Below are 18,491 nucleotides of genomic sequence, written 5' to 3'. Positions count from 1 at the left end.
TTATGGCTATGTTTTTTTCAGGCATGCTATTTGATTTGATATTCTATCCTGGTCTTACTGCACACTGCTGTTTTAAGCATTCAAACGCTTTTTCCATTTGACTCTTCTCACATATCCTCTTACTTTGCCTTTGCTCATGAACATCGTATGTAGATGATACTTAATGAGTTCGTTTATTTCCCAATAACTATCCGATCAGTAACAGTAGTACACCAATGACAATCATGACGACACCTAGAATACCATATACCACCCTTGCGCCCTGCCGTCCAATAGTCTTTACAAAAATTCCTGCTCTAAAGCTCTTCATAAACCAATCCCAATTATTGATACCACCGAGCAAACTAAAAATTCCTGCCGCTATGGCAAATAGTGCGATTAAAACGGGTTGATCTTGCATTTCGTCAACACTCCTTCAATATAATCCTGTCTACTATACCTTCACTTGGTGAAAATTAACAGGCATTAATTAGAAAAAAAACAGCTTGCAGATGGGAGTCTGCAAGCTGTTTTAGGGAGTTAAACATATTATATTCATTTGCCCATAGAGAACTAATTTCTACAATACCCGCTGATTTTCGCGAAATCTTTCTAAGCTATATCTTGTCTGGAGAATGAGTACATTCTGCAATTATTCGTAGGTTTTGCCGATTGTTAGCGCGTAGGAGGTTTTTTTACATAAATCGTCATCTCGACTTTAGGCCTATCCGTGGTATATAAAATCGAACTACTGACACATGTTAATTAAATATCTTTTATTTTGACATACAATCCCTCATTCTTTTAAGCCATACTTTTGTTACTTGGCCTATGATCAGACATAACCTGTTAATGTTCATCATGTTATCAATGTTGCAATCATTTGTTCAATCAGGTTGTACATTAAGAAAAATCCGTCTTAGGTCTCAGAGGATATCATAAAATTACAACAATGCGACGATCATTGATGAACGCCGCATCTGGTTGTAATGTGAAATTAGCCTACAATTATTTCTTCACCGTACTGTTATATTGCGCAATCTTGTCTGTAATTTGTTTAGCTGCTGCATCCAATGCTTCCTGTGGTGTACCTTGTCCATTCAGGACCGTTTCAATCGCTCCTTCGACAAGTTGTCTGGCTTCCGGGAATACACCCATTAATGCCCCGGATGTTGCTGTCGAATCTGCGGAAGCGTGCAATTGATCGACTGCTGTCTGGAATTGCGGGTACTTCGCCATATTATCCTTTAATACTTGCTCATTGTAGGCTGCTGTCGTAATAGGGAAGTATCCTGTCGCAACACTCCAGTTCGCTTGTACCTCTGGTGTAGCCAAGTACTTGATGAATTCCCACGCCGCTTGCTGTTGCGCTTCCGATTTGTTATTCATGATGTACAAGCTCGCTCCACCCACTACAACGCCGCCTTCTTTGGCATCCGCTGGACGAGGCAGGAAACCTGTCCCCAGTTCAAACTTGCCACCGGAACCTTCTACGATTTTACGCAGGCCAGCTGTGGAATCAAGAGTCATACCGATCTGCTGAGCGGTAAATGCTGCTGTTGTATCGTCTGTGCTACGTCCCAGATTGGAGAGGGTCTTCTCATCAATCATCTTTTTCCACCACGTTAAAGTCTTCACTCCAGCTTCGGAGTTCAGCAGAGACTCTGTAGCTGCTTCATTTCTTCCGTTTCCATTGTTTACATAATCTGCATTCTGGTTTGCAAAGAACTGTTCCATAAACCAGCCGTAGATCGCCATGGATGCACCTGGCTTACCGTCTTTCGCCAGTGCTTTTGCTGCTTGCTCAAACTCTTCATACGTCTTCGGCGGGTTCTCCGGGTCCAGACCTGCTGCTTTGAACATATCCTTGTTGTAATACAGGATCGGGTTGGATGTGTTAAACGGCATGGCGTTCAATTTGCCATCGATGGTGTAGTATCGGATGATGTTTGGCTCCAGTTGGGACAGGTCGAACTGATCCTTGTCGATGAACTGTTGTACTGGCGTAATCATGCCCGAATCGATCATGAACTTGCTACCAATCTCATAGACTTGGATAATGTCTGGACCGCTGTCTGAGCCCATGGATGCTTTGAGTTTGTTCAGACTTTCATCGTACTTCCCTTGATAGATGGGTTTCACCTGAATGTCGGGATGGCTAGCGTTAAAGTCGGAAGCGAGTTGGTTAATGGCTTTCTCCCCAGCGCCAGACATGGAATGCCACCACGTTAATTGTGTTGTTTCAGCTGCGGCCGCTTCTGCTTGTGCTCCACTTGCCGGGCTACTTGTTTCAGCTTTTGTTCCGCAAGCGGAGATGACCAACATGAGTGCAGCCAGCATTAATGCAAATGTTCCTCTTTTTTTCAAACGAAATCGCTCTCCTTTTATATGGCTCGCGTACAATAAAATCTTGGGGATGACGCGGTGTGGCCGTTACGGTTACGAATCGTTCTTTTGATCGCTGTTATTCCCGGATTTTTCTCATTCCCCCTCTCAAAGGGGAAAATCCGGGGATAAAGGCGAACGCTTTGCTTCTTCAGAATCGATTTCGTCCCCTCCACTACTACCGTCGTTCATTTCAACATTTTATTTGAAGCACGAGCCTCATTTTATTCGCTCTTGGTATCCAAACCGTGGACCTTGTAAGAAGATACAAGGTTTAATTCAAAACCTCTAAATTAAAATCTTTAGATCAAAACCTTCAGAGTTTCCACTTCAATTAAATAGTATTAAAACTTTCTCTCCCTACCCCTTCAGCGCGCCTGCTGCCATTCCGCGGACAAGCTGTTTCAACCCGAAAATCAATAGCAGTAAGGATGGTAGAATCACCATTGCTGTTCCGGCAAATACCAGATTCCATGCTGTGGATTCCTGGAACTCCAGCATCGAAATTCCGATCTGTGCGGTTCTCATTTCCGGTGTGTTTGTCACCAGCAGCGGCCAGAGATACGAATTGTACATGCTTAAGAATGAATAGATTGCCAGTGTTCCAAGTGCCGGACGGGACAAAGGCAAGACATGCGATATGAAATAGCGAATATGACCACAACCGTCGATCCTCGCCGCCTCGAACAATTCCTTGGGTAGTTGCATGAAGAACTGTCTTAGCAGGAATGTACCAAACGCCGTTGCCAGAAATGGCACCGTCAGCCCTTGGTAACTATCCAGCCAACCCCAACTGCGAACTGTCAGGTAGTTGGGGATCATCGTCACTTCCCATGGAATCATCATCGTTGCGACAAACATGCTGAAGATGACGTTTTTGCCTTTGAACTGCATTTTTGCAAAAGCATAGGCTGCCATACTCGCTGTAATCAATTGACCAAGCGTTGTCAGTCCTGCGACAAGAAAGGTATTGCCGATAAATCGGCCGATCGGAACAATATCAAATACTTCGCTAAAGTTGGACAGATCGATTGAATTTGGAATGATATGTGGCGGATAAGCGCTCGCATCTTCCGGTGTCATGACGGCCATGAAAAAGGTGTACATCACCGGATACAGCACAAGCGCTGCACAGATCGTCAGTAATACATACAACAGCGTTTTGGTCCATGTCGCACTCATTGGTAATGCACTTTCCTTTCTACCCATTTGAACTGGATCAGGGTCAGCAACATAATCACCACGAACAGAATCAGTGCCTGCGCACTACCTGTACCAAAGCGGAAATTAACAAAGGCTTCCTGATAGATGGAATATACAAAAACATTTGTACTGTCCATCGGGCCACCCCGGGTTAGAATGTTGATCTGACCGAACGATTGAAAAGCACCAATGATCGATACGACCGTAACAAAGAATAACGTTGGTGACAGTAGCGGCATCGAGATTTTGCGAAAAGTAAGTACTGGACCTGCGCCGTCAATCTTGGCACTCTCGTAGATCTCATCCGGGATGCCTGCCAAACCACTGGATAGAATAATGTAGTTGAACCCAAGGTTCATCCAGATCGTCATGATGGAGATTGAGATCAATGCCCAATCCGGGCTGGTAAGCCAGGGAATTGGATCCATACCTACTTTGCCAAGCAGATAATTCAGCATGCCCAGGGTCGGATGGAATAGAAACTTCCAGATCACCGCTGACGAACCAACGGATAACACCACAGGCAGAGAGAATACAAATTGGAACACACGCATTCCCTTGAACCGGTTGTGGGTCAGTGCAGCCAGAATCAGAGCAACCAGCATGCCCGTAGGCACTGTAAACAGTACAAATAGTAACGTCACTTTCATCCCTTGCATAAACAGTCCTGATTGGAACACGGCCTTGAAGTTATCCAGTCCTACATAAGCCGCAATCTGCCCCGTCGGATCTGTGGAATGCAGACTCAGGTACACGGACTTAAACATCGGGTAAAACAGAAACACTGCAAACAAAAGCAGCGATGGTGCCAGGAAACCATAGGCCAGCAGATTCTCCCGTATTCGCTGCACACGCAGCGAGGCTGTCCGGCGCTCACTCGTACCGGATACGCGCCGTTTGGCGGCGGGCAAGCTGATCCGGTTATCAAGCTCACTCATCGGATTTTCTTCCCCCTTGTTTCACGCATTCAGTGTGTGTGAAATGTTAGATCAACTTCAGCACCACGTTATCTAGTGTAAGAGTCGAATGTCACAGCAAAATTCATTCTGAATCAACGTAACGTTAATCATGGACAAGGGACTTTACGGAAATGTGCATCCAATCGAAAGCGGTATCCAAACCGGATTTCATGACAAAAAACCGCAAGAACTCCCCTGTTTGGAGATATCCCTGCGGTTTGATGTGTAAATGGAATATGAACGTTTGTCTATTAATAAAAGTGACTCATTTTACAATAATCTGTAAATATTCCAAACGGGTTAAAGCGATTAACCGTTCGAGTTAACGATTAAGATGATATGGCACCGTTGTGACAATCACGTCTTTGTAATTAATCAGATAAGCACGAATCATAAAGCTGGTCTGGTTGTGCAGTACATTTTGCCACCAGTGCTTGGTGATGAATTGCGGAATCAAAATAGTGATGTGATCGGTCTCAGCCGTTTTCCACTCTACTGTATCAATGAATTTCTTGAGCGGCCCCATAATGCTACGGTATCTCGATTTGATCACGACCAGACGAACACCTGGATTCCACTCCTCCCACTTCTGCTCCATCTTGCGTATCGCCTCATCATCGAAGCCAATGTAAAGTGCGACCACGTGATCCGACATCGTCTGGGCGTAACTGATCGTATTCATGACGACCCGGGTAATGCCTGCAACAGGAATGACAATGGTATTACCTTTTTTGGCTGGCTTATCAACCTGAATATCAATACGTAGTTCATCGGCGATGTTGCAATAGTGACGGTGAATACGCATGAATACATAAACAACGACCGGCAAAAAGATAAAGATGACCCATGTCTGCGTGAACTTGGTGAAAATAAAGATCAGGGTAATCGATAATGTAGTCAGCATACCGACGGTATTGACCAGCAACTTCATCTGCCAGCCAGACGGTTTGACTTTGATCCAGCGAATCATCATACCGAGCTGTGACAGCGTAAATGGAATGAACACCCCTACCGCATAGAGCGGAATCAGGCTTTCCGTATTCCCTTTGAACCCGACCACCAGCAGCGCAGACATCACACTAAGAAAAATGATCCCGTTTGAGAAACCAAGCCGGTCTCCTCTGACCATAAATGCATGCGGCATGTATTTATCCTTTGCCATCATGAAGGATAACAGCGGAAAAGCCGAATAAGCTGTGTTGGCTGCGAGGAACAGGATCAGTGCCGTTACACCTTGGATGATAAAATACATCGTGCCCCTGCCAAACGTCGCTTCAGCAATCTGGGAAATGACCGTTGCTTTGGGATCAGGCTTCACTCCGTACCCATAAGCCAGTAAGGTGATACCGATGAACATGGCTCCCAATATACAACCCATGAGCAGTAATGTACCCGCGGCATTTTTCTCAGCAGGTTGCTTGAAGTTCGGGATTGCGTTACTTACCGCTTCCACGCCAGTCAAGGCCGAACAACCGGAGCTAAATGCTTTTAATAACAGAAACACACTCACATGGGATAGACTAGTTCCGAATTCTGGTGCAGCTGCTTCCATCCCCCCGGCAAGAAATTTGATTCCGCCCGAGATAATCAGAACCGCAATCGAAAAGATAAACAGATAAATGGGGATCGCCAGCACAGACGCTGACTCCGTCACTCCCCGCAAATTCATAATGGTTAGAAAAACAATCATAATCAGAGCAATCACAACACTGTAGTCATGCAGCATAGGAAAAGCCGACGTAATCGCATCCGTCCCTGCCGACGAACTTACCGCAACGGTCAAAATATAATCGACCAGCAGAGATCCTCCGGCAATCAGACTGGATGTTGTACCCAGGTTATCCTTGGCTACGATATAAGCGCCGCCCCCTGTTGGATAAGCAAATATCGTCTGGCGATAGGAAAAAATTAAAATGACGAGTAATCCCAGCACGGCGATGGAAATCGGAACGGAGTACCACAGGGCGGCGAATCCGGCCGCAACGAGCACCAGCAAAATCTGTTCCGTACCGTAGGCAACGGACGATAGGGCATCCGAGGACAGGATGGCGAGTGCCTTCCATTTCCCCAATTTTTCTCCATCCAGTTCAGCCGATTTCATGGGCTTGCCTATTAAGATTCTCTTCATTTTGCCAAGCATGATCATAACTTCCTTCCGTCTCTCATCTGTGAAGCATTGTTATTATGCAAAATCGCAGAGCCGTTGACAATACGTCATTTCACCCGAAATTCGCCAGCGCGTGATAATGCATTCTACGATTCAATAATCGATAACAAAGCCATTCTTGTTCAGCAATTTGAACTTTTTTGAACCAAAATGACGATTGTTCGTCAAAAAAAAGGAAATGGCCTTTGGTTCAATGAACCAAAGACCACTTCCTTGATCTATGCGTTAACTATATTAACTTCCCAGAATTCCGGGACGAGGGGTAACACCAAACGCTTGCGCCAGTGTGGTCAGCTGTTCATCCGTAATTCTCTGCCGGATCTCGTGACCAGCGACCAGCATATACACTTGGGCTGCCTTCTCGATCGTCTCAATCAGACCAAATGCCTCGTCAATCGTTGTTCCTGTTCCAAAGATGCCATGTTGCGGCCAGATGACCGCGTGGTATTCTTTCATTTTCTCAGCCGTTTCGCGTCCAATCTCGTTTGATCCAGGAATCATCCATGGAATAATGCCGATCCCATCCGGGAATACAACCACACACTCCGTGCACATCTGCCACAGCGTCTTCGTGAATTTTGCTTCATCCAATTCGTGGATAAACGTCATAGCCAATACATGAGTGGCATGGTTGTGCATGACAACCCGGTGGTTCGGGTCCAGTTTCAAACGTTCGATATGGCTCATGAAATGTGTAGGCAACTCACTTGTTGGATTCGCCCCCGACTTCAATCCCCAGAGCACTTCCAGCTCCTGTCCATCCTGCGATACACGCAGCACCCCTAGATTACTCTCCGGATCAGCGAGTACATTTTTGAAATATTTGCCCGATGCGGTCACGATAAAATACTTGCCTGCCAGCTCCTGCACCGAAAATGCTGGTTTGATCTTGCGAATCACATGATGGATATCGATATATTGGGCAACTTCCTCTTCCTCCAGCAGATAGCTGACATTACCGCCATTACGCTCATCCCAGCCATTTTTCCACATATGTTGTGTAATCTCAGCCATCTCACGAACAAATGGGATATGGAAACCTACAACCTGCGTTGTTTCATTGGTAAGGGTCACGTTCATGATCAATCTCTCCTTATATTGAAAATCAAATGGCTTGCCACGTACATAGTAAGTTCTTTATTTCACATTCATTATACCTTTGTTTATCTTTGGTAGTCAATAATAAACACAGATATATTCTTTTATTTATTTTTGTTTATTTTTGTTTATTTGAAAATAAAACAAAAAAATACCCCACCGGCGCCCGGCGGGGTCAGTCACACATCTATTTAACACGAGAAGGGGTTTACAAGACTTATCTTACCTCTGCTACCTTAATAGAAGCTGAAAGCGAAATAAAAAAAGCATGAAAACATATATCCCTTTTGGCCAGAAGATTCAGTTCCTCCTTTTCATTCAGTACTTATCTCTCTCTCTGTCCAAACGCTTTCGTCAATTCTAACATATGCTATTCTAGCTTTTCTCAGGAAAAGACATTCATAAAAAAAAGGAGATGGACCTATGGCAGTCCTTTCTACAGGCCCGATCGAGAACAACCTCTCCGGTGGCAGCAGACCTACACAACAAGTCACCATCAAAATGGTCAACACCGATTCCATCAATACGTCCAATGTACTCATTGAAGGTTATTTCCTGAATGGAACGAGGACCTTATACGTGCTGCAATCCGTTAATCTGACCCCCGGGCAAGTCTTCTCTCAAACCTACTATGCCAACCTGGATGGGTACGAATATGTATTCACAACGGGTGGAGGCGCAGCTGCATTAACTGAAATTTCAGTGTGGGGAAAAGACAGCAACGGGCAAATCGTCACCGCACATCGCATTGTTTCGAATGAACTAACTCTATAAAAAAAGGGGAGGAAATCAGATGGCCACAATCTCATCCGGGCCCATTGAGAACAATCTGGTATCCGGATCAAGACTCACCCAATCGGTTACTGTCAAGATTGATAACGAAGATCCAGTCAACGCCTCAACTGTTCTTATCGAAGGATATGCGCTGAACGGAACCCGAACCTTGTATGTACTGGAATCCATCTCGCTTGCGCCCAATGAAGTCTTCACCAAGAGTTATTATGCAGACTTGGATGGCTTCGAATTTATTTTCACTACCAGTGGCTTGGCGGAGAGCTTAACCGACGTTTCCATGTGGGGCAAAAATGCCACAGGACAATTGGTCGCTGCCCATCGACTGGTAACTTCTGAATTGCTGGGTGCCGAAGGTGGCACTCCCGACTTCGAGTGGGGACAGACGATCTACTGGGCTGACTCCAGCGCTCCAGGACCAGGTACCGGATCACCCTTTGATCCATTTAATTCTCTGCAGGCTGCTATCGACGCAGCTACGAACAGCCCTCTTGCGGTTACTTTTGGCATGAGAGCCCGGTTGATTATTCTTATTGCCGGCAATTCATCCTTCAATGAAGACATCGTTATTCCTCCTGCAAGACATGTGCAAATTCTGGGGCTTGGCCCTTGGCAACTCGGAAATTCGGATCTGGCTAACTTCGCTTCTTCCATTCCCCGGAATGTCACGATCCAGACAAGTCAGGCTGCAGAAGATGTCTATCTGGTTCAAGGACCCGCATTTGATGCTCGTCCTGTTACGGTTATAGGAACGTTTAATGACGGCACGTCCGTCAGTACGCATACCAACTACACGGACGGCGCCATTATAAGCGGTGACGTCACTTTTCAGAACGTGGCTGTGGGTGACCCGTTCACGACCATTGAATTTCAACTGCTCAATGCCAGAGTCGTAGGAAATATTGTACAATCGGGCCATATGGGTAATCTGAATGCGTACCTGTATCACAGTCGCATCAACACCATGGTTCATAACGGTTTGAATATTCAAAGGATGGTAGATAGTACTTCAGACAGCACCATTAATGTAAGAGGATACTCACACATTACCAATTCCACGATCAGTGGCAATGTGACCGTCACACTCGCCTTAAGTGATGTCCCTCCAACAGGCATATTTAGTAGTCAGTTTGCTACGATCACCTGGACAGGACCTTTAACGCTGGATGCCGCCTCCAACTATTATTTTGTTAACAGCGGATCTATACTTGTGGGAACCAAAACCGTATTATTCAGTATCGCCTAACACGCAATCCCTGTCCTTCATTGGTCGGGGGTTTCTTATTTTCGCAGCACATATGATGGATGCATCTTTCCTGTTGGTTCATAACGTTCATCACCTGTATACTCAAATCCCAGCTTGATCAAGATGTGACGTGACACTTCATTCTCCGGATGATGCCCGGCAAACAGTGCCTTCACATTCATTTTGTCAAAGGCATAAGCAATCACCGCCCGCGCCGCTTCCTGGGCATACCCTTTGCCCCAGTGATCCCGGGTTAGATGGAATCCCAGTTCATACATATCCTCTTCTGAAGAATACGGACGCAGGCCACAACAGCCCACAAACACCTCGGACTCTTTCTCAAAAAGGGGCCAATATTGCACACCCGCTTCCTTCTGCCTTTGAATCTCCTGTGTTAATCTCGCTTCTACTTCATCCTCGCTCAGAAATCCCTTGCCGCTAATCCACTTGGCAACCTCATGATCGCCCCACAATGCAAACGCCAACGCACGATCTCCTTCGTTCCAAGTCGCACATTCCAACCGTTCCGTTTCAAATAAGATTGTTCTATTCATCATCCACTAACCTCCTGTATGCCAACACCAATCTGCGTGCCGCCTATACCTTAAATTAATCGAATGAATGCCAAAGTAAACAAACCTGTATAAAGGCGCTGTTAAAGTTTAAAGCATCGAATACAGATGTAATCGTAAACCAGCCACTTAATTACTTTAAATCTATGTATATCCATAAAAAAAGAAAACCCCCTGCCGACAAGATGTCCGACAGAGGCCGTTCCAATCCAGTTCACATCAATTACAAATCTGCTACGGCGAATTGAATTGTTCCGGAAGCTGCACCTCCAACGTTTGCTAACAAGGCAAAAACCAGAACTCCTCCTGCAGAAATGGTAAGACTGCTGTTTACAGGAACAACGTAAGTGACTACTGGTGCATTAACACGTGTGATCACGAGAGATACCGGAAAAGGTCCAAAGTTGTTCACTGTAGCGCTGGCATTTGTGCCTCCAGCCAAATTTTCGTAGTAGGACTTGCCTACTCCGGCAGGAAGGTTGTAATTTTGTATCGGTAAAAGGATGGCCATTGAATTCACCTCCTTTTTGCTTTGATACGGTATTCTATGCTTGAAATCTATTAAAGCAACGGTGAATTACCAGGGTCATAATGTCCAATTTTGATAGACTTCATAGATTGATAGACGAATGTACGCAAAAAAAGCCCCACCGGACCATCCGGTGGAGCCAACTAAGCTTACTTTAATATTACAGGTTTAATTACGCATACAGCATGAAAAAGTTCAGTTCATGGCCCTGCTGCTTGAGATAGTTATACAGCTGCGAACGGTGATGGAATACGTGTGTTACCGTTTCAATCTGCCATTGAACCTGCAAGTGACCATGTTCCATATAAAAAGCTTTTGTTGAACGATTCAAAAAGTCGTCTTCGCTCAATCCCGTGATATAAGCTTTGTAGGATTCGAAATTGCTCCATAATGTTGCTTCAAGCTTCTCGATATCCTCAATCCCGGACAGGCTATTCTCCACCAGCCCAACCTCAGCTTCACCTTTTTCCTGCATAATGGCAAGATCGGATGCGGTAATCTGGATAAAGTGATGTACTAGCTCCACCAATGAACGCATATTCCCCTGTGGACGATACGACCAATCCTCCGAACGGATCAAGCGAATTAACGAAGCCCCCGTCCGTACCCCTGTTTCCAATTCATTTAACAAGTGATCCCGAATCTGCAATGTTCCATTCATATATGATGTCTCCCTTATCTTTTATTCTCACGACTTCAGTATAACCGAAGGTGCTACAGATCTATTGTACAAATCGGACAACATTCTGCCATGCTCCCTAGCTGCCGTCAACGGAGTCTCTCCATAAAACTTGCGAAATTGCCGAATCAGATGGGCTTGGTCAAAAAATCCATGAATCTGGGCAAGCATTGCCCAATCTGCCGTGTTCCCCTGATGAATATCACTCAACACACGATGAAAACGAACCACCTCACTGAATCGTTTGGGACTGATTCCGACCCACTCCGAGAACTTGCGATGCAGCTGCCGCTCACTGATCACTTCACGCATCGCCAGCTCTTGGACACTCATACGTCCCCCATCGATAAAGATGCGGTGCAGCACGTTTTTCATCACATTGTTCTCCGATGTGCTTGCCTGCACGGGAAACGGACTCAAGTACGCATTCATAACCTCTACTCGCTCTGCAAAATGATTCGTTTCGGCCATCCGTTCCTGAAGCCCGTTCAGCTTCTCCGGCCAACATTCCTGAAGGGCAATTCGCTTATCCGTAAACCACTCCAGTGGCATGCCATGGAAGACATGCGCTCCACCCGGGAAGAACCGGACACCAAAGGTGTAGTCTCCAGCAGGGGAATCATCATCGGCTGGCTCAGGTACAGCGAACGGCTGTGTATAATTGCCACAGTAAGCATAGGAGTGCTTTGAACAGACCGGGTCGTATGTAATCAGCATGTCCGTGCAACCATCCGGTAATACCCGGGCAGGTACCGTCATCATCGATCGCTCTGGACCTTCTCTCTTAGCAACATCCGCATGTGTGTTCGGAAGAGATCCTGATTCCCAATAACAGGCCACATAAGCCATCAGGCCGGCAGCAGGTATTTTCTCAACATAATAACTGTTAGGGTACGTTCCATTCATCTGAATAGGCTTAAACAACGGGTGCAAACTGTGATCCACAATTCCATCCTCCGGTCACTAGAGTTGGTTACACATTATGTATTCATCTATCATACCACCAACCGCAGAAATGAAGAAAAAAAAGTGCCCTACCGGAGGACAATCCGATAGGGCCAGTCACACATCTATTTAACACGAGAAGGGGTTTACAAGACTTATCTTACCTTCCCAACCTTAATGGAAACTGAAATTGGGATGAATAACAGATCAAAATTCAAAATGAATAATAGTATTCGGACTTTCAATTCAGTCCATGCAGTTTGCGAAAACGCTCTGGACTCATGCCTGTATGCCTTTTGAACATCGCACAGAAATAACTGGCATTCTCGTAACCCACCCGATCAGCTACTTCATATATTCGAAGCTCTCTCTCACTGAACATAAGTTGTTTGCTTCGATTGATCCGTTCCTGGTTCACGTAAAATACAGGTCTGGTATGGAGTGCCCTCTGAAATAGCCTGCACAAATATTGGGGAGATACCACAGCCACATCGGCCAGTTCCTTCAGGGAAAGTGAACGATCCAGATGCTCTGCGATATAACGCAGCACAGGCTTCAAGCGCTCCAGTTCATCATTATAATTGGCGGATGCGATGAGTAGTGGCTTCAGATCCAGCAGCAGGGCATATAATTGTTTGGAGCATTCCACATCGTAATCTGCGTAATCCGTATCACCGCCATTCTCTCCTCTAACCAGAAGTTGCTCCAGGCCACGCAGCAGCGTGGCTGTCCTGAGTCTGCATACGCGTGAACCGGTTATCCCCGCATAAGATAATAACTGGCTGGCCTCTCTCCCCTGAAACGAGACCCAAGCCAGTTCCCAACGGTCACTGATGGGCATATATCGATGCGGAACATCGGGATACAGAAAGAAAACGTCACCCGGTCCGACGATATACTCGTCCTCTTGTATAATCAGTCTCCCCTGACCATGAATAATCTGGTGGATCTGATAATCCGGGAATCCCTCTGGACGCTCGGTTTCATATTGGTGTTCCCAGTAACCAACCGTGGTCATATAGATCGGCAGGCGAGCAGCTTCTTCTGTTTTACCAAAAAAAATCCGGGTATCCATCCAGTACACCACTTTCTCCATCGTTAGTTTCATATTGTGATATATATGGGCAATATTCTTTATTCTCTAAGTATCAATTCAATTCTATAATGACAATATTATAACATTTCAGAAGGAGTTGCTGTTATGCGAAAGAAACTGGTACACACCCCTCCGGCAAATGGATACCCGGAATGGAACAATAATCCCGAGACTTTTCAATTAAACCGTCTACCCGCACATGCTTCTATGGTAGCGTTTCCATCTATAACAGAAGCATTGTCCAATGATTCCAGCGCATCGCCATGGTACGAATCACTGAATGGTCAATGGAAGTTTGCCTTTGCGGAGACACCGGAGCAACGGATTACATCCTTTTATGAGAACAACTATGATTCGAGTGACTGGGACGAGATCCCCGTTCCTTCCAACTGGCAGCTACAAGGGTACGATTATCCCCACTATACAAATATGACGTACCCGTGGGTCGAGCGTGAGCCTGAACTGAAGCCACCATTTGCACCAACAACTTATAATCCGGTGGGTTCGTACATCCGCACGTTTACTGTTCCTGCTGACTGGAAAGACCGCCCTGTCCTGCTGCACTTCGAGGGTGTTGAATCCGCCTTTTATGTATGGGTCAACGGGGAACTCGTCGGTTATAGCGAAGATACGTTCACACCCGCAGAATTCGATATCACTTCGTATCTAACCGAAGGTGAGAACAAGCTGGCTGTGGAGGTATATCGCTGGTGTGATGCGAGCTGGCTGGAGAATCAGGATTTCTGGCGGTTAAGCGGAATCTTCCGTGGTGTATACCTGCATTCACCTTCACCGGTTCAGATCGCCGATTTCTTTGTTCGTACTGAACTGGATGACGTGTATCAGGATGCGGAGCTACTGCTGGATTTGAAGTTATTTAATCATAATGCCGCGCAGAATACTGCCGGATTGTCCGTTCAGGCACAGCTCTATGATGCACAACAGCAGACTGTACTGAAGCAGCCACTTACTGCGGCCGTTACTTTCCAGGGCGAGGAGGATGAACTTTCATTTAATTTGTCAGCAGAGGTTATCCAACCGCTTCTATGGAGCGCCGAGACCCCTCATCTATATACGGTCGTGCTTTCCATTCAGAATGAATCGGGCGAAACGCTGGAGGCTGTTCGCAGCCGGATCGGATTCCGTAAGTTTGAACTGAAGGACGGCCTGATGCAAATCAATGGCAAACGTATTGTGTTCAAAGGCGTCAATCGTCATGAATTTTCCCCGGATAAGGGTCGAGCCATTGGGCGGGAAGACATGATCCGTGACATCGAGTTGATGAAGTCCTATAACGTTAACGCGGTGCGTACATCCCATTATCCGAATCAGTCACTCTGGTACGAATTATGTGATGAATATGGCCTCTATGTCATTGACGAAACGAATCTGGAAACTCACGGCACCTGGGATTATGGGCAAAAGGAAATGAATGAAAACAATATTCCCGCGAGCAAGCCGGAATGGCGTAATAACGTAATAGATCGCTGTAACTCGATGTTCCAGCGGGACAAAAACCATCCGTCCGTTATTATTTGGTCTCTGGGTAATGAATCCTTCGGCGGCGATAACTTCATCGCCATGTACGATTATCTGAAACAAGTCGATCCAACCCGTCTCGTTCATTATGAAGGCACCTTCCATTATCGCCCTTCTGATTCGGCAAGCGATATTGAATCGACAATGTATATCAGCCCACAAGATGTGGAGCAATACGCGCGCATGAAGGGTCCGAAGAAACCTTATATTATCTGCGAATACAGCCATGCCATGGGTAACTCTTGTGGAGGTCTGCATCTGTATTGGGAGTTGTTCGATAAATATGATGTGTTGCAGGGTGCATTCATCTGGGACTGGGTCGATCAGTCCATTCGTACCACTACGGCAGACGGTGTAGAATATTTTGCTTATGGAGGCGATTTCGGTGAATCCCCTCATGATGGCAATTTCTGCGGGAACGGACTCATTCTGGCCGATAAGACGGTTACACCGAAGCTGGAAGAAGTGAAGAAATGTTATCAGAACGTTCGTATGGAAACCGTTGATGTCAAAGACGGCCTGCTGCGCATCAAAAACCAGTTCCTGTTCACGGATCTGAGCGAATATTCGCTCGTATGGACAGTAACTCACGATGGCAAATCTGTAGAGAACGGTACGTTGGATATCGCGGTACCTCCTGGCGAATCGGTTGAAGTCCGAATCCCTTATACGCCATCTTCCGATCTGTTCCAGGAAGCGGTGCTGACTGTATCTCTGGTTACCAAAGTGGCAACCAAATGGGCAGGAGTAGGTCATGAGATTGCCTGGGATCAGTTCGTGGTATCTCCGCGATTGCGTCCAATCCAACAGGTACACCAAGGGCAAGGCAATACACCGCAGGTACAAGAGCTGCAAGATGAATTGAAAGTGACTACAGGCGAAGTCACGTTGAGCTTCAATCCAGCCACTGGCGCGTTAACATCCTATCAGATTAACAATCAGGAGCAATTGCTCGCACCTGTCCGGCCGAATTTTTGGAGAGCCATGACAGACAATGATATGGGGAACCGCCTGAATGAGCGTTCTGCCTTCTGGAGAGATGCTCACGCTACCAGCAGATTAATTCGCTTCGAGCACCATGCAGACGAACAAAGTATTCTTGTAACGACCGATTATACGTGGGATCAACATCCGGGATGTACGCTGTCCATCACATACCGAATTGATGCGGATGGTGTATTGGAAATCAGTCAAACCCTTATTCCAGGCGTAGGCTTACCTGATCTACCGGAATTTGGTATGCTGCTGCAACTGAATAACCGCTTGGATACAATCTCTTGGTACGGCAGAGGCCCGCATGACAATTATGCAGACCGTCTAACCAGTGCACGTCTCGGTTATTACACAGGTGCGGTTCGAGATCAATTTGTTCCATATCTGAAACCACAAGAGTGTGGTAACAAAACGGATGTACGCTTTGCAGAAATTACGTCAGCGGATGGTCAGCTTGGCCTTCATGTTGAAGCCACTATACCCTTTGAAATTAATGCGTTGCCGTGGACACCGGAAGAACTGGAAGCAAACGACCATATGTACAAATTACCTCAGAGCACACAGACTGTCGCCCGCATCAATTACAAACAAATGGGTGTTGGCGGAGATGACAGCTGGAGCGCACGTACCCATGTCGAATACACCTTGCCAGCCAACCGCGCGTATCACTTCACCTTTACGGTAAGACCTGTATAACATCAAGCAAGCACTGCTGGCAGCATGCCGGCAGTGCTTTTTTTGTTGGGGCAGTGAATAGTGGGAGTTTGAACTTTGTCATGGGAACATTATAATGAATGAGGTGCAAGAAAGATTTGTACCAGCTATTACTCTATTACGAGGTGAGAATTTGCAATATCTGTTTACCACTCTCTTCATTCTTGGATTTATCGCTTTTTTGGGATTTGTTGTTGGGATGATCTTGTCTATTCGCAAAGGTAATAGGTTGCCAATCAGATTTATTTTTCTAACAACGGCCTGTTTTGCGATTGCTTCAATAGGTTTGTATGGGATGCTTAATTTATCTTCGAACTCTACTCAGTCTGAAATAGATCAGACCCCTTCACCCCAGATTGAACTTTCGGGCCTCCACATGACTACCGATGAATTTAAAAACAAGTTTAATGGCGCCGTAGGCAAATACCGACTGAATGGGTTGAGTATTACCCGCTTGAATATACAAGACTCTCCCGAGCAGGGCACTGGCACTTTCGAGTATATATTCAATGACGAGTTGCGTTTGGTTGGTGCAGTGAATGCAGATGAGAGCATACAGGAAGTCAGGTTATACGCAACTGGTGATACGCGTAAACCAACAGGTGGAATTTATATGACTGCTATCGCCACACTCATTCTCACAACCAATAGTGAGTACACGTATAACGATGCACAAGATGTCATCCAGGATATCAGTCTATTGGATCGTGATGTGAATCAGTCTGATTTTGATGGAGCGACTATTCGCAACGGATTAGAATATCGCTTCAGCGTACAGGATTCTGAGCACTCTACTTTTGAAATAACTGTTGCGAGATAAGATGCGATTGTGCAAAAAGGCCGCTCCATGAAGGAACGGCCTAACGTGTGATATGTACTATAGAAATGATTAGGTAAATTTAATTTTGATCTCTTCTTTTTAGGGATTAAAGAGTCCTAATATCAAAGTAACCACAATACAAAACAGCGATACAGGGTACAATATCCATTTACTGATCCTGTCTTTGAATGTGATCATCAAATAGATAATGCATATCCACGCAATTAATAGTTGCCACCAAACCAATGATGAACACCTCCCGAATGCGAGTTTCACTCAAAAGTTACAGTCTCGCTTTGATTGTTCCAACTCATTTTAAAGGTAATCGGGTCTTTCGTTTTCTCCGCCTCAGTAGCCGTTCCCGACATACTGAACGGTACCCCTTGCTCCTCAAGCGCCTTCCCCTGTTGTTTTATATTATTGCCGGTAAGGTCAAACACAAAATCTTTTATACGCTTTTCATCACCTATATAAGTAATACTATAGCTCCCTGTTGATCTCTGTAGAGAAACATCCCAGTTATCGCTCTTTCCGTGTAGTCTATCATCCGCACCACAAGCTGAGACAATAGATACAAGCACTATAACACAAAGAATCATTGGCAGTTTAAATAATTTCATAATATCCCTCCTTTTAGGAATATACCCAAAAATGTGAGTTATGATATTTGCTAATCATTCCTGATATCTAATCTATATAAGTTGAACTAAAGTTATTTACACAGACACTACGATGACAGAATAACCTTCCAATCGCTGTTATCCCCAGATTTTTT

At 45.6% G+C, this 18,491-nt stretch carries 16 protein-coding genes; 4 read left to right on the top strand and 12 right to left on the bottom strand.

Features of this window, described 5'->3' with window-relative positions; translation table 11 throughout:
- Nucleotides 1-187: 187 nt before the first annotated feature.
- From MHI52_RS07130 to rhaD, 6 genes are all read right to left on the bottom strand, one after another.
- Nucleotides 188-400 (bottom strand): immunity 17 family protein, encoded by a 213-nt coding sequence (locus MHI52_RS07130; RefSeq protein WP_047842001.1) that lies wholly within the window; start codon nucleotides 398-400, stop codon nucleotides 188-190.
- Between the two features lie 587 nt (nucleotides 401-987).
- Entirely contained in the window at nucleotides 988-2,346 is a 1,359-nt protein-coding gene (locus MHI52_RS07125) for an ABC transporter substrate-binding protein (RefSeq protein ID WP_143781084.1), read from the bottom strand.
- A 378-nt stretch (nucleotides 2,347-2,724) separates the two neighbouring features.
- The gene (locus MHI52_RS07120; protein ID WP_036669010.1) at nucleotides 2,725-3,546 is read right to left on the bottom strand and encodes a carbohydrate ABC transporter permease; all 822 of its coding nucleotides are present in this window, start codon (nucleotides 3,544-3,546) and stop codon (nucleotides 2,725-2,727) included.
- Nucleotides 3,543-4,505 (bottom strand): carbohydrate ABC transporter permease, encoded by a 963-nt coding sequence (locus tag MHI52_RS07115; RefSeq protein ID WP_405158733.1) that lies wholly within the window; start codon nucleotides 4,503-4,505, stop codon nucleotides 3,543-3,545. The genes MHI52_RS07120 and MHI52_RS07115 overlap by 4 nt, the downstream gene beginning before the upstream one ends.
- 343 nt (nucleotides 4,506-4,848) lie before the next feature.
- On the bottom strand, nucleotides 4,849-6,666 hold the full coding sequence (locus MHI52_RS07110) for an APC family permease (protein ID WP_405158732.1): 1,818 nt from the start codon (nucleotides 6,664-6,666) through the stop codon (nucleotides 4,849-4,851).
- Between the two features lie 261 nt (nucleotides 6,667-6,927).
- Nucleotides 6,928-7,773, bottom strand: a complete 846-nt coding sequence (gene rhaD, locus MHI52_RS07105) for a rhamnulose-1-phosphate aldolase (protein WP_047841998.1) — start codon at nucleotides 7,771-7,773, stop codon at nucleotides 6,928-6,930.
- A 441-nt stretch (nucleotides 7,774-8,214) separates the two neighbouring features.
- Here rhaD and MHI52_RS07100 point away from each other — a divergent pair, with 441 nt between their 5' ends.
- Both MHI52_RS07100 and MHI52_RS07095 read left to right on the top strand, forming a co-directional pair.
- Nucleotides 8,215-8,565 (top strand): hypothetical protein, encoded by a 351-nt coding sequence (locus MHI52_RS07100; protein ID WP_047841997.1) that lies wholly within the window; start codon nucleotides 8,215-8,217, stop codon nucleotides 8,563-8,565.
- Nucleotides 8,566-8,584: 19 nt separating this feature from the next.
- The gene (locus MHI52_RS07095) at nucleotides 8,585-9,829 is read left to right on the top strand and encodes a hypothetical protein (RefSeq protein ID WP_405158731.1); all 1,245 of its coding nucleotides are present in this window, start codon (nucleotides 8,585-8,587) and stop codon (nucleotides 9,827-9,829) included.
- 35 nt (nucleotides 9,830-9,864) lie between these two features.
- On the opposite strand, the gene MHI52_RS07090 is transcribed toward MHI52_RS07095, so the two are convergent.
- The 5 genes from MHI52_RS07090 to MHI52_RS07070 all read right to left on the bottom strand — a co-directional run bounded on the left by MHI52_RS07090 (nucleotide 9,865) and on the right by MHI52_RS07070 (nucleotide 13,662).
- Nucleotides 9,865-10,386 (bottom strand): GNAT family N-acetyltransferase, encoded by a 522-nt coding sequence (locus MHI52_RS07090; protein ID WP_082219006.1) that lies wholly within the window; start codon nucleotides 10,384-10,386, stop codon nucleotides 9,865-9,867.
- A gap of 238 nt (nucleotides 10,387-10,624) precedes the next feature.
- On the bottom strand, nucleotides 10,625-10,912 hold the full coding sequence (locus MHI52_RS07085) for a hypothetical protein (protein ID WP_405158730.1): 288 nt from the start codon (nucleotides 10,910-10,912) through the stop codon (nucleotides 10,625-10,627).
- Between the two features lie 190 nt (nucleotides 10,913-11,102).
- Complete coding sequence (locus MHI52_RS07080) at nucleotides 11,103-11,591, bottom strand: DinB family protein (protein WP_047841996.1); 489 nt, start codon at nucleotides 11,589-11,591, stop codon at nucleotides 11,103-11,105.
- Between the two features lie 27 nt (nucleotides 11,592-11,618).
- Entirely contained in the window at nucleotides 11,619-12,554 is a 936-nt protein-coding gene (locus MHI52_RS07075; RefSeq protein ID WP_405158729.1) for a helix-turn-helix domain-containing protein, read from the bottom strand.
- A gap of 241 nt (nucleotides 12,555-12,795) precedes the next feature.
- Nucleotides 12,796-13,662: an AraC family transcriptional regulator gene (locus tag MHI52_RS07070; RefSeq protein ID WP_253506325.1), complete on the bottom strand. Its 867-nt coding sequence runs from the start codon at nucleotides 13,660-13,662 to the stop codon at nucleotides 12,796-12,798.
- Between the two features lie 93 nt (nucleotides 13,663-13,755).
- Here MHI52_RS07070 and MHI52_RS07065 point away from each other — a divergent pair, with 93 nt between their 5' ends.
- Entirely contained in the window at nucleotides 13,756-16,878 is a 3,123-nt protein-coding gene (locus MHI52_RS07065) for a glycoside hydrolase family 2 TIM barrel-domain containing protein (RefSeq protein WP_405158728.1), read from the top strand.
- Between the two features lie 247 nt (nucleotides 16,879-17,125).
- Nucleotides 17,126-17,716: a hypothetical protein gene (locus tag MHI52_RS07060; RefSeq protein ID WP_405158727.1), complete on the top strand. Its 591-nt coding sequence runs from the start codon at nucleotides 17,126-17,128 to the stop codon at nucleotides 17,714-17,716.
- A gap of 272 nt (nucleotides 17,717-17,988) precedes the next feature.
- On the opposite strand, the gene MHI52_RS07055 is transcribed toward MHI52_RS07060, so the two are convergent.
- Complete coding sequence (locus MHI52_RS07055; RefSeq protein WP_340027216.1) at nucleotides 17,989-18,336, bottom strand: hypothetical protein; 348 nt, start codon at nucleotides 18,334-18,336, stop codon at nucleotides 17,989-17,991.
- Nucleotides 18,337-18,491: the final 155 nt, after the last annotated feature.

The organism is Paenibacillus sp. FSL H8-0283 (genome assembly GCF_045040675.1).
In the GTDB taxonomy this organism is placed as follows: Bacteria; Bacillota; Bacilli; order Paenibacillales; family Paenibacillaceae; genus Paenibacillus; species Paenibacillus amylolyticus.
This window is presented reverse-complemented; position numbering and strand designations above follow the sequence as displayed.

Coding starts and splice junctions, on each gene's coding strand:
- MHI52_RS07130 (WP_047842001.1), bottom strand. CDS start 400: ATGCAAGATCAACCCGTTTTAATCGCACTATTTGCCATAGCGGCAGGA.
- MHI52_RS07120 (WP_036669010.1), bottom strand. CDS start 3,546: ATGAGTGCGACATGGACCAAAACGCTGTTGTATGTATTACTGACGATC.
- MHI52_RS07115 (WP_405158733.1), bottom strand. CDS start 4,505: ATGAGTGAGCTTGATAACCGGATCAGCTTGCCCGCCGCCAAACGGCGC.
- MHI52_RS07110 (WP_405158732.1), bottom strand. CDS start 6,666: ATGCTTGGCAAAATGAAGAGAATCTTAATAGGCAAGCCCATGAAATCG.
- rhaD (WP_047841998.1), bottom strand. CDS start 7,773: ATGAACGTGACCCTTACCAATGAAACAACGCAGGTTGTAGGTTTCCAT.
- MHI52_RS07100 (WP_047841997.1), top strand. CDS start 8,215: ATGGCAGTCCTTTCTACAGGCCCGATCGAGAACAACCTCTCCGGTGGC.
- MHI52_RS07095 (WP_405158731.1), top strand. CDS start 8,585: ATGGCCACAATCTCATCCGGGCCCATTGAGAACAATCTGGTATCCGGA.
- MHI52_RS07090 (WP_082219006.1), bottom strand. CDS start 10,386: ATGATGAATAGAACAATCTTATTTGAAACGGAACGGTTGGAATGTGCG.
- MHI52_RS07085 (WP_405158730.1), bottom strand. CDS start 10,912: ATGGCCATCCTTTTACCGATACAAAATTACAACCTTCCTGCCGGAGTA.
- MHI52_RS07080 (WP_047841996.1), bottom strand. CDS start 11,591: ATGAATGGAACATTGCAGATTCGGGATCACTTGTTAAATGAATTGGAA.
- MHI52_RS07070 (WP_253506325.1), bottom strand. CDS start 13,662: ATGAAACTAACGATGGAGAAAGTGGTGTACTGGATGGATACCCGGATT.
- MHI52_RS07065 (WP_405158728.1), top strand. CDS start 13,756: ATGCGAAAGAAACTGGTACACACCCCTCCGGCAAATGGATACCCGGAA.
- MHI52_RS07055 (WP_340027216.1), bottom strand. CDS start 18,336: ATGAAATTATTTAAACTGCCAATGATTCTTTGTGTTATAGTGCTTGTA.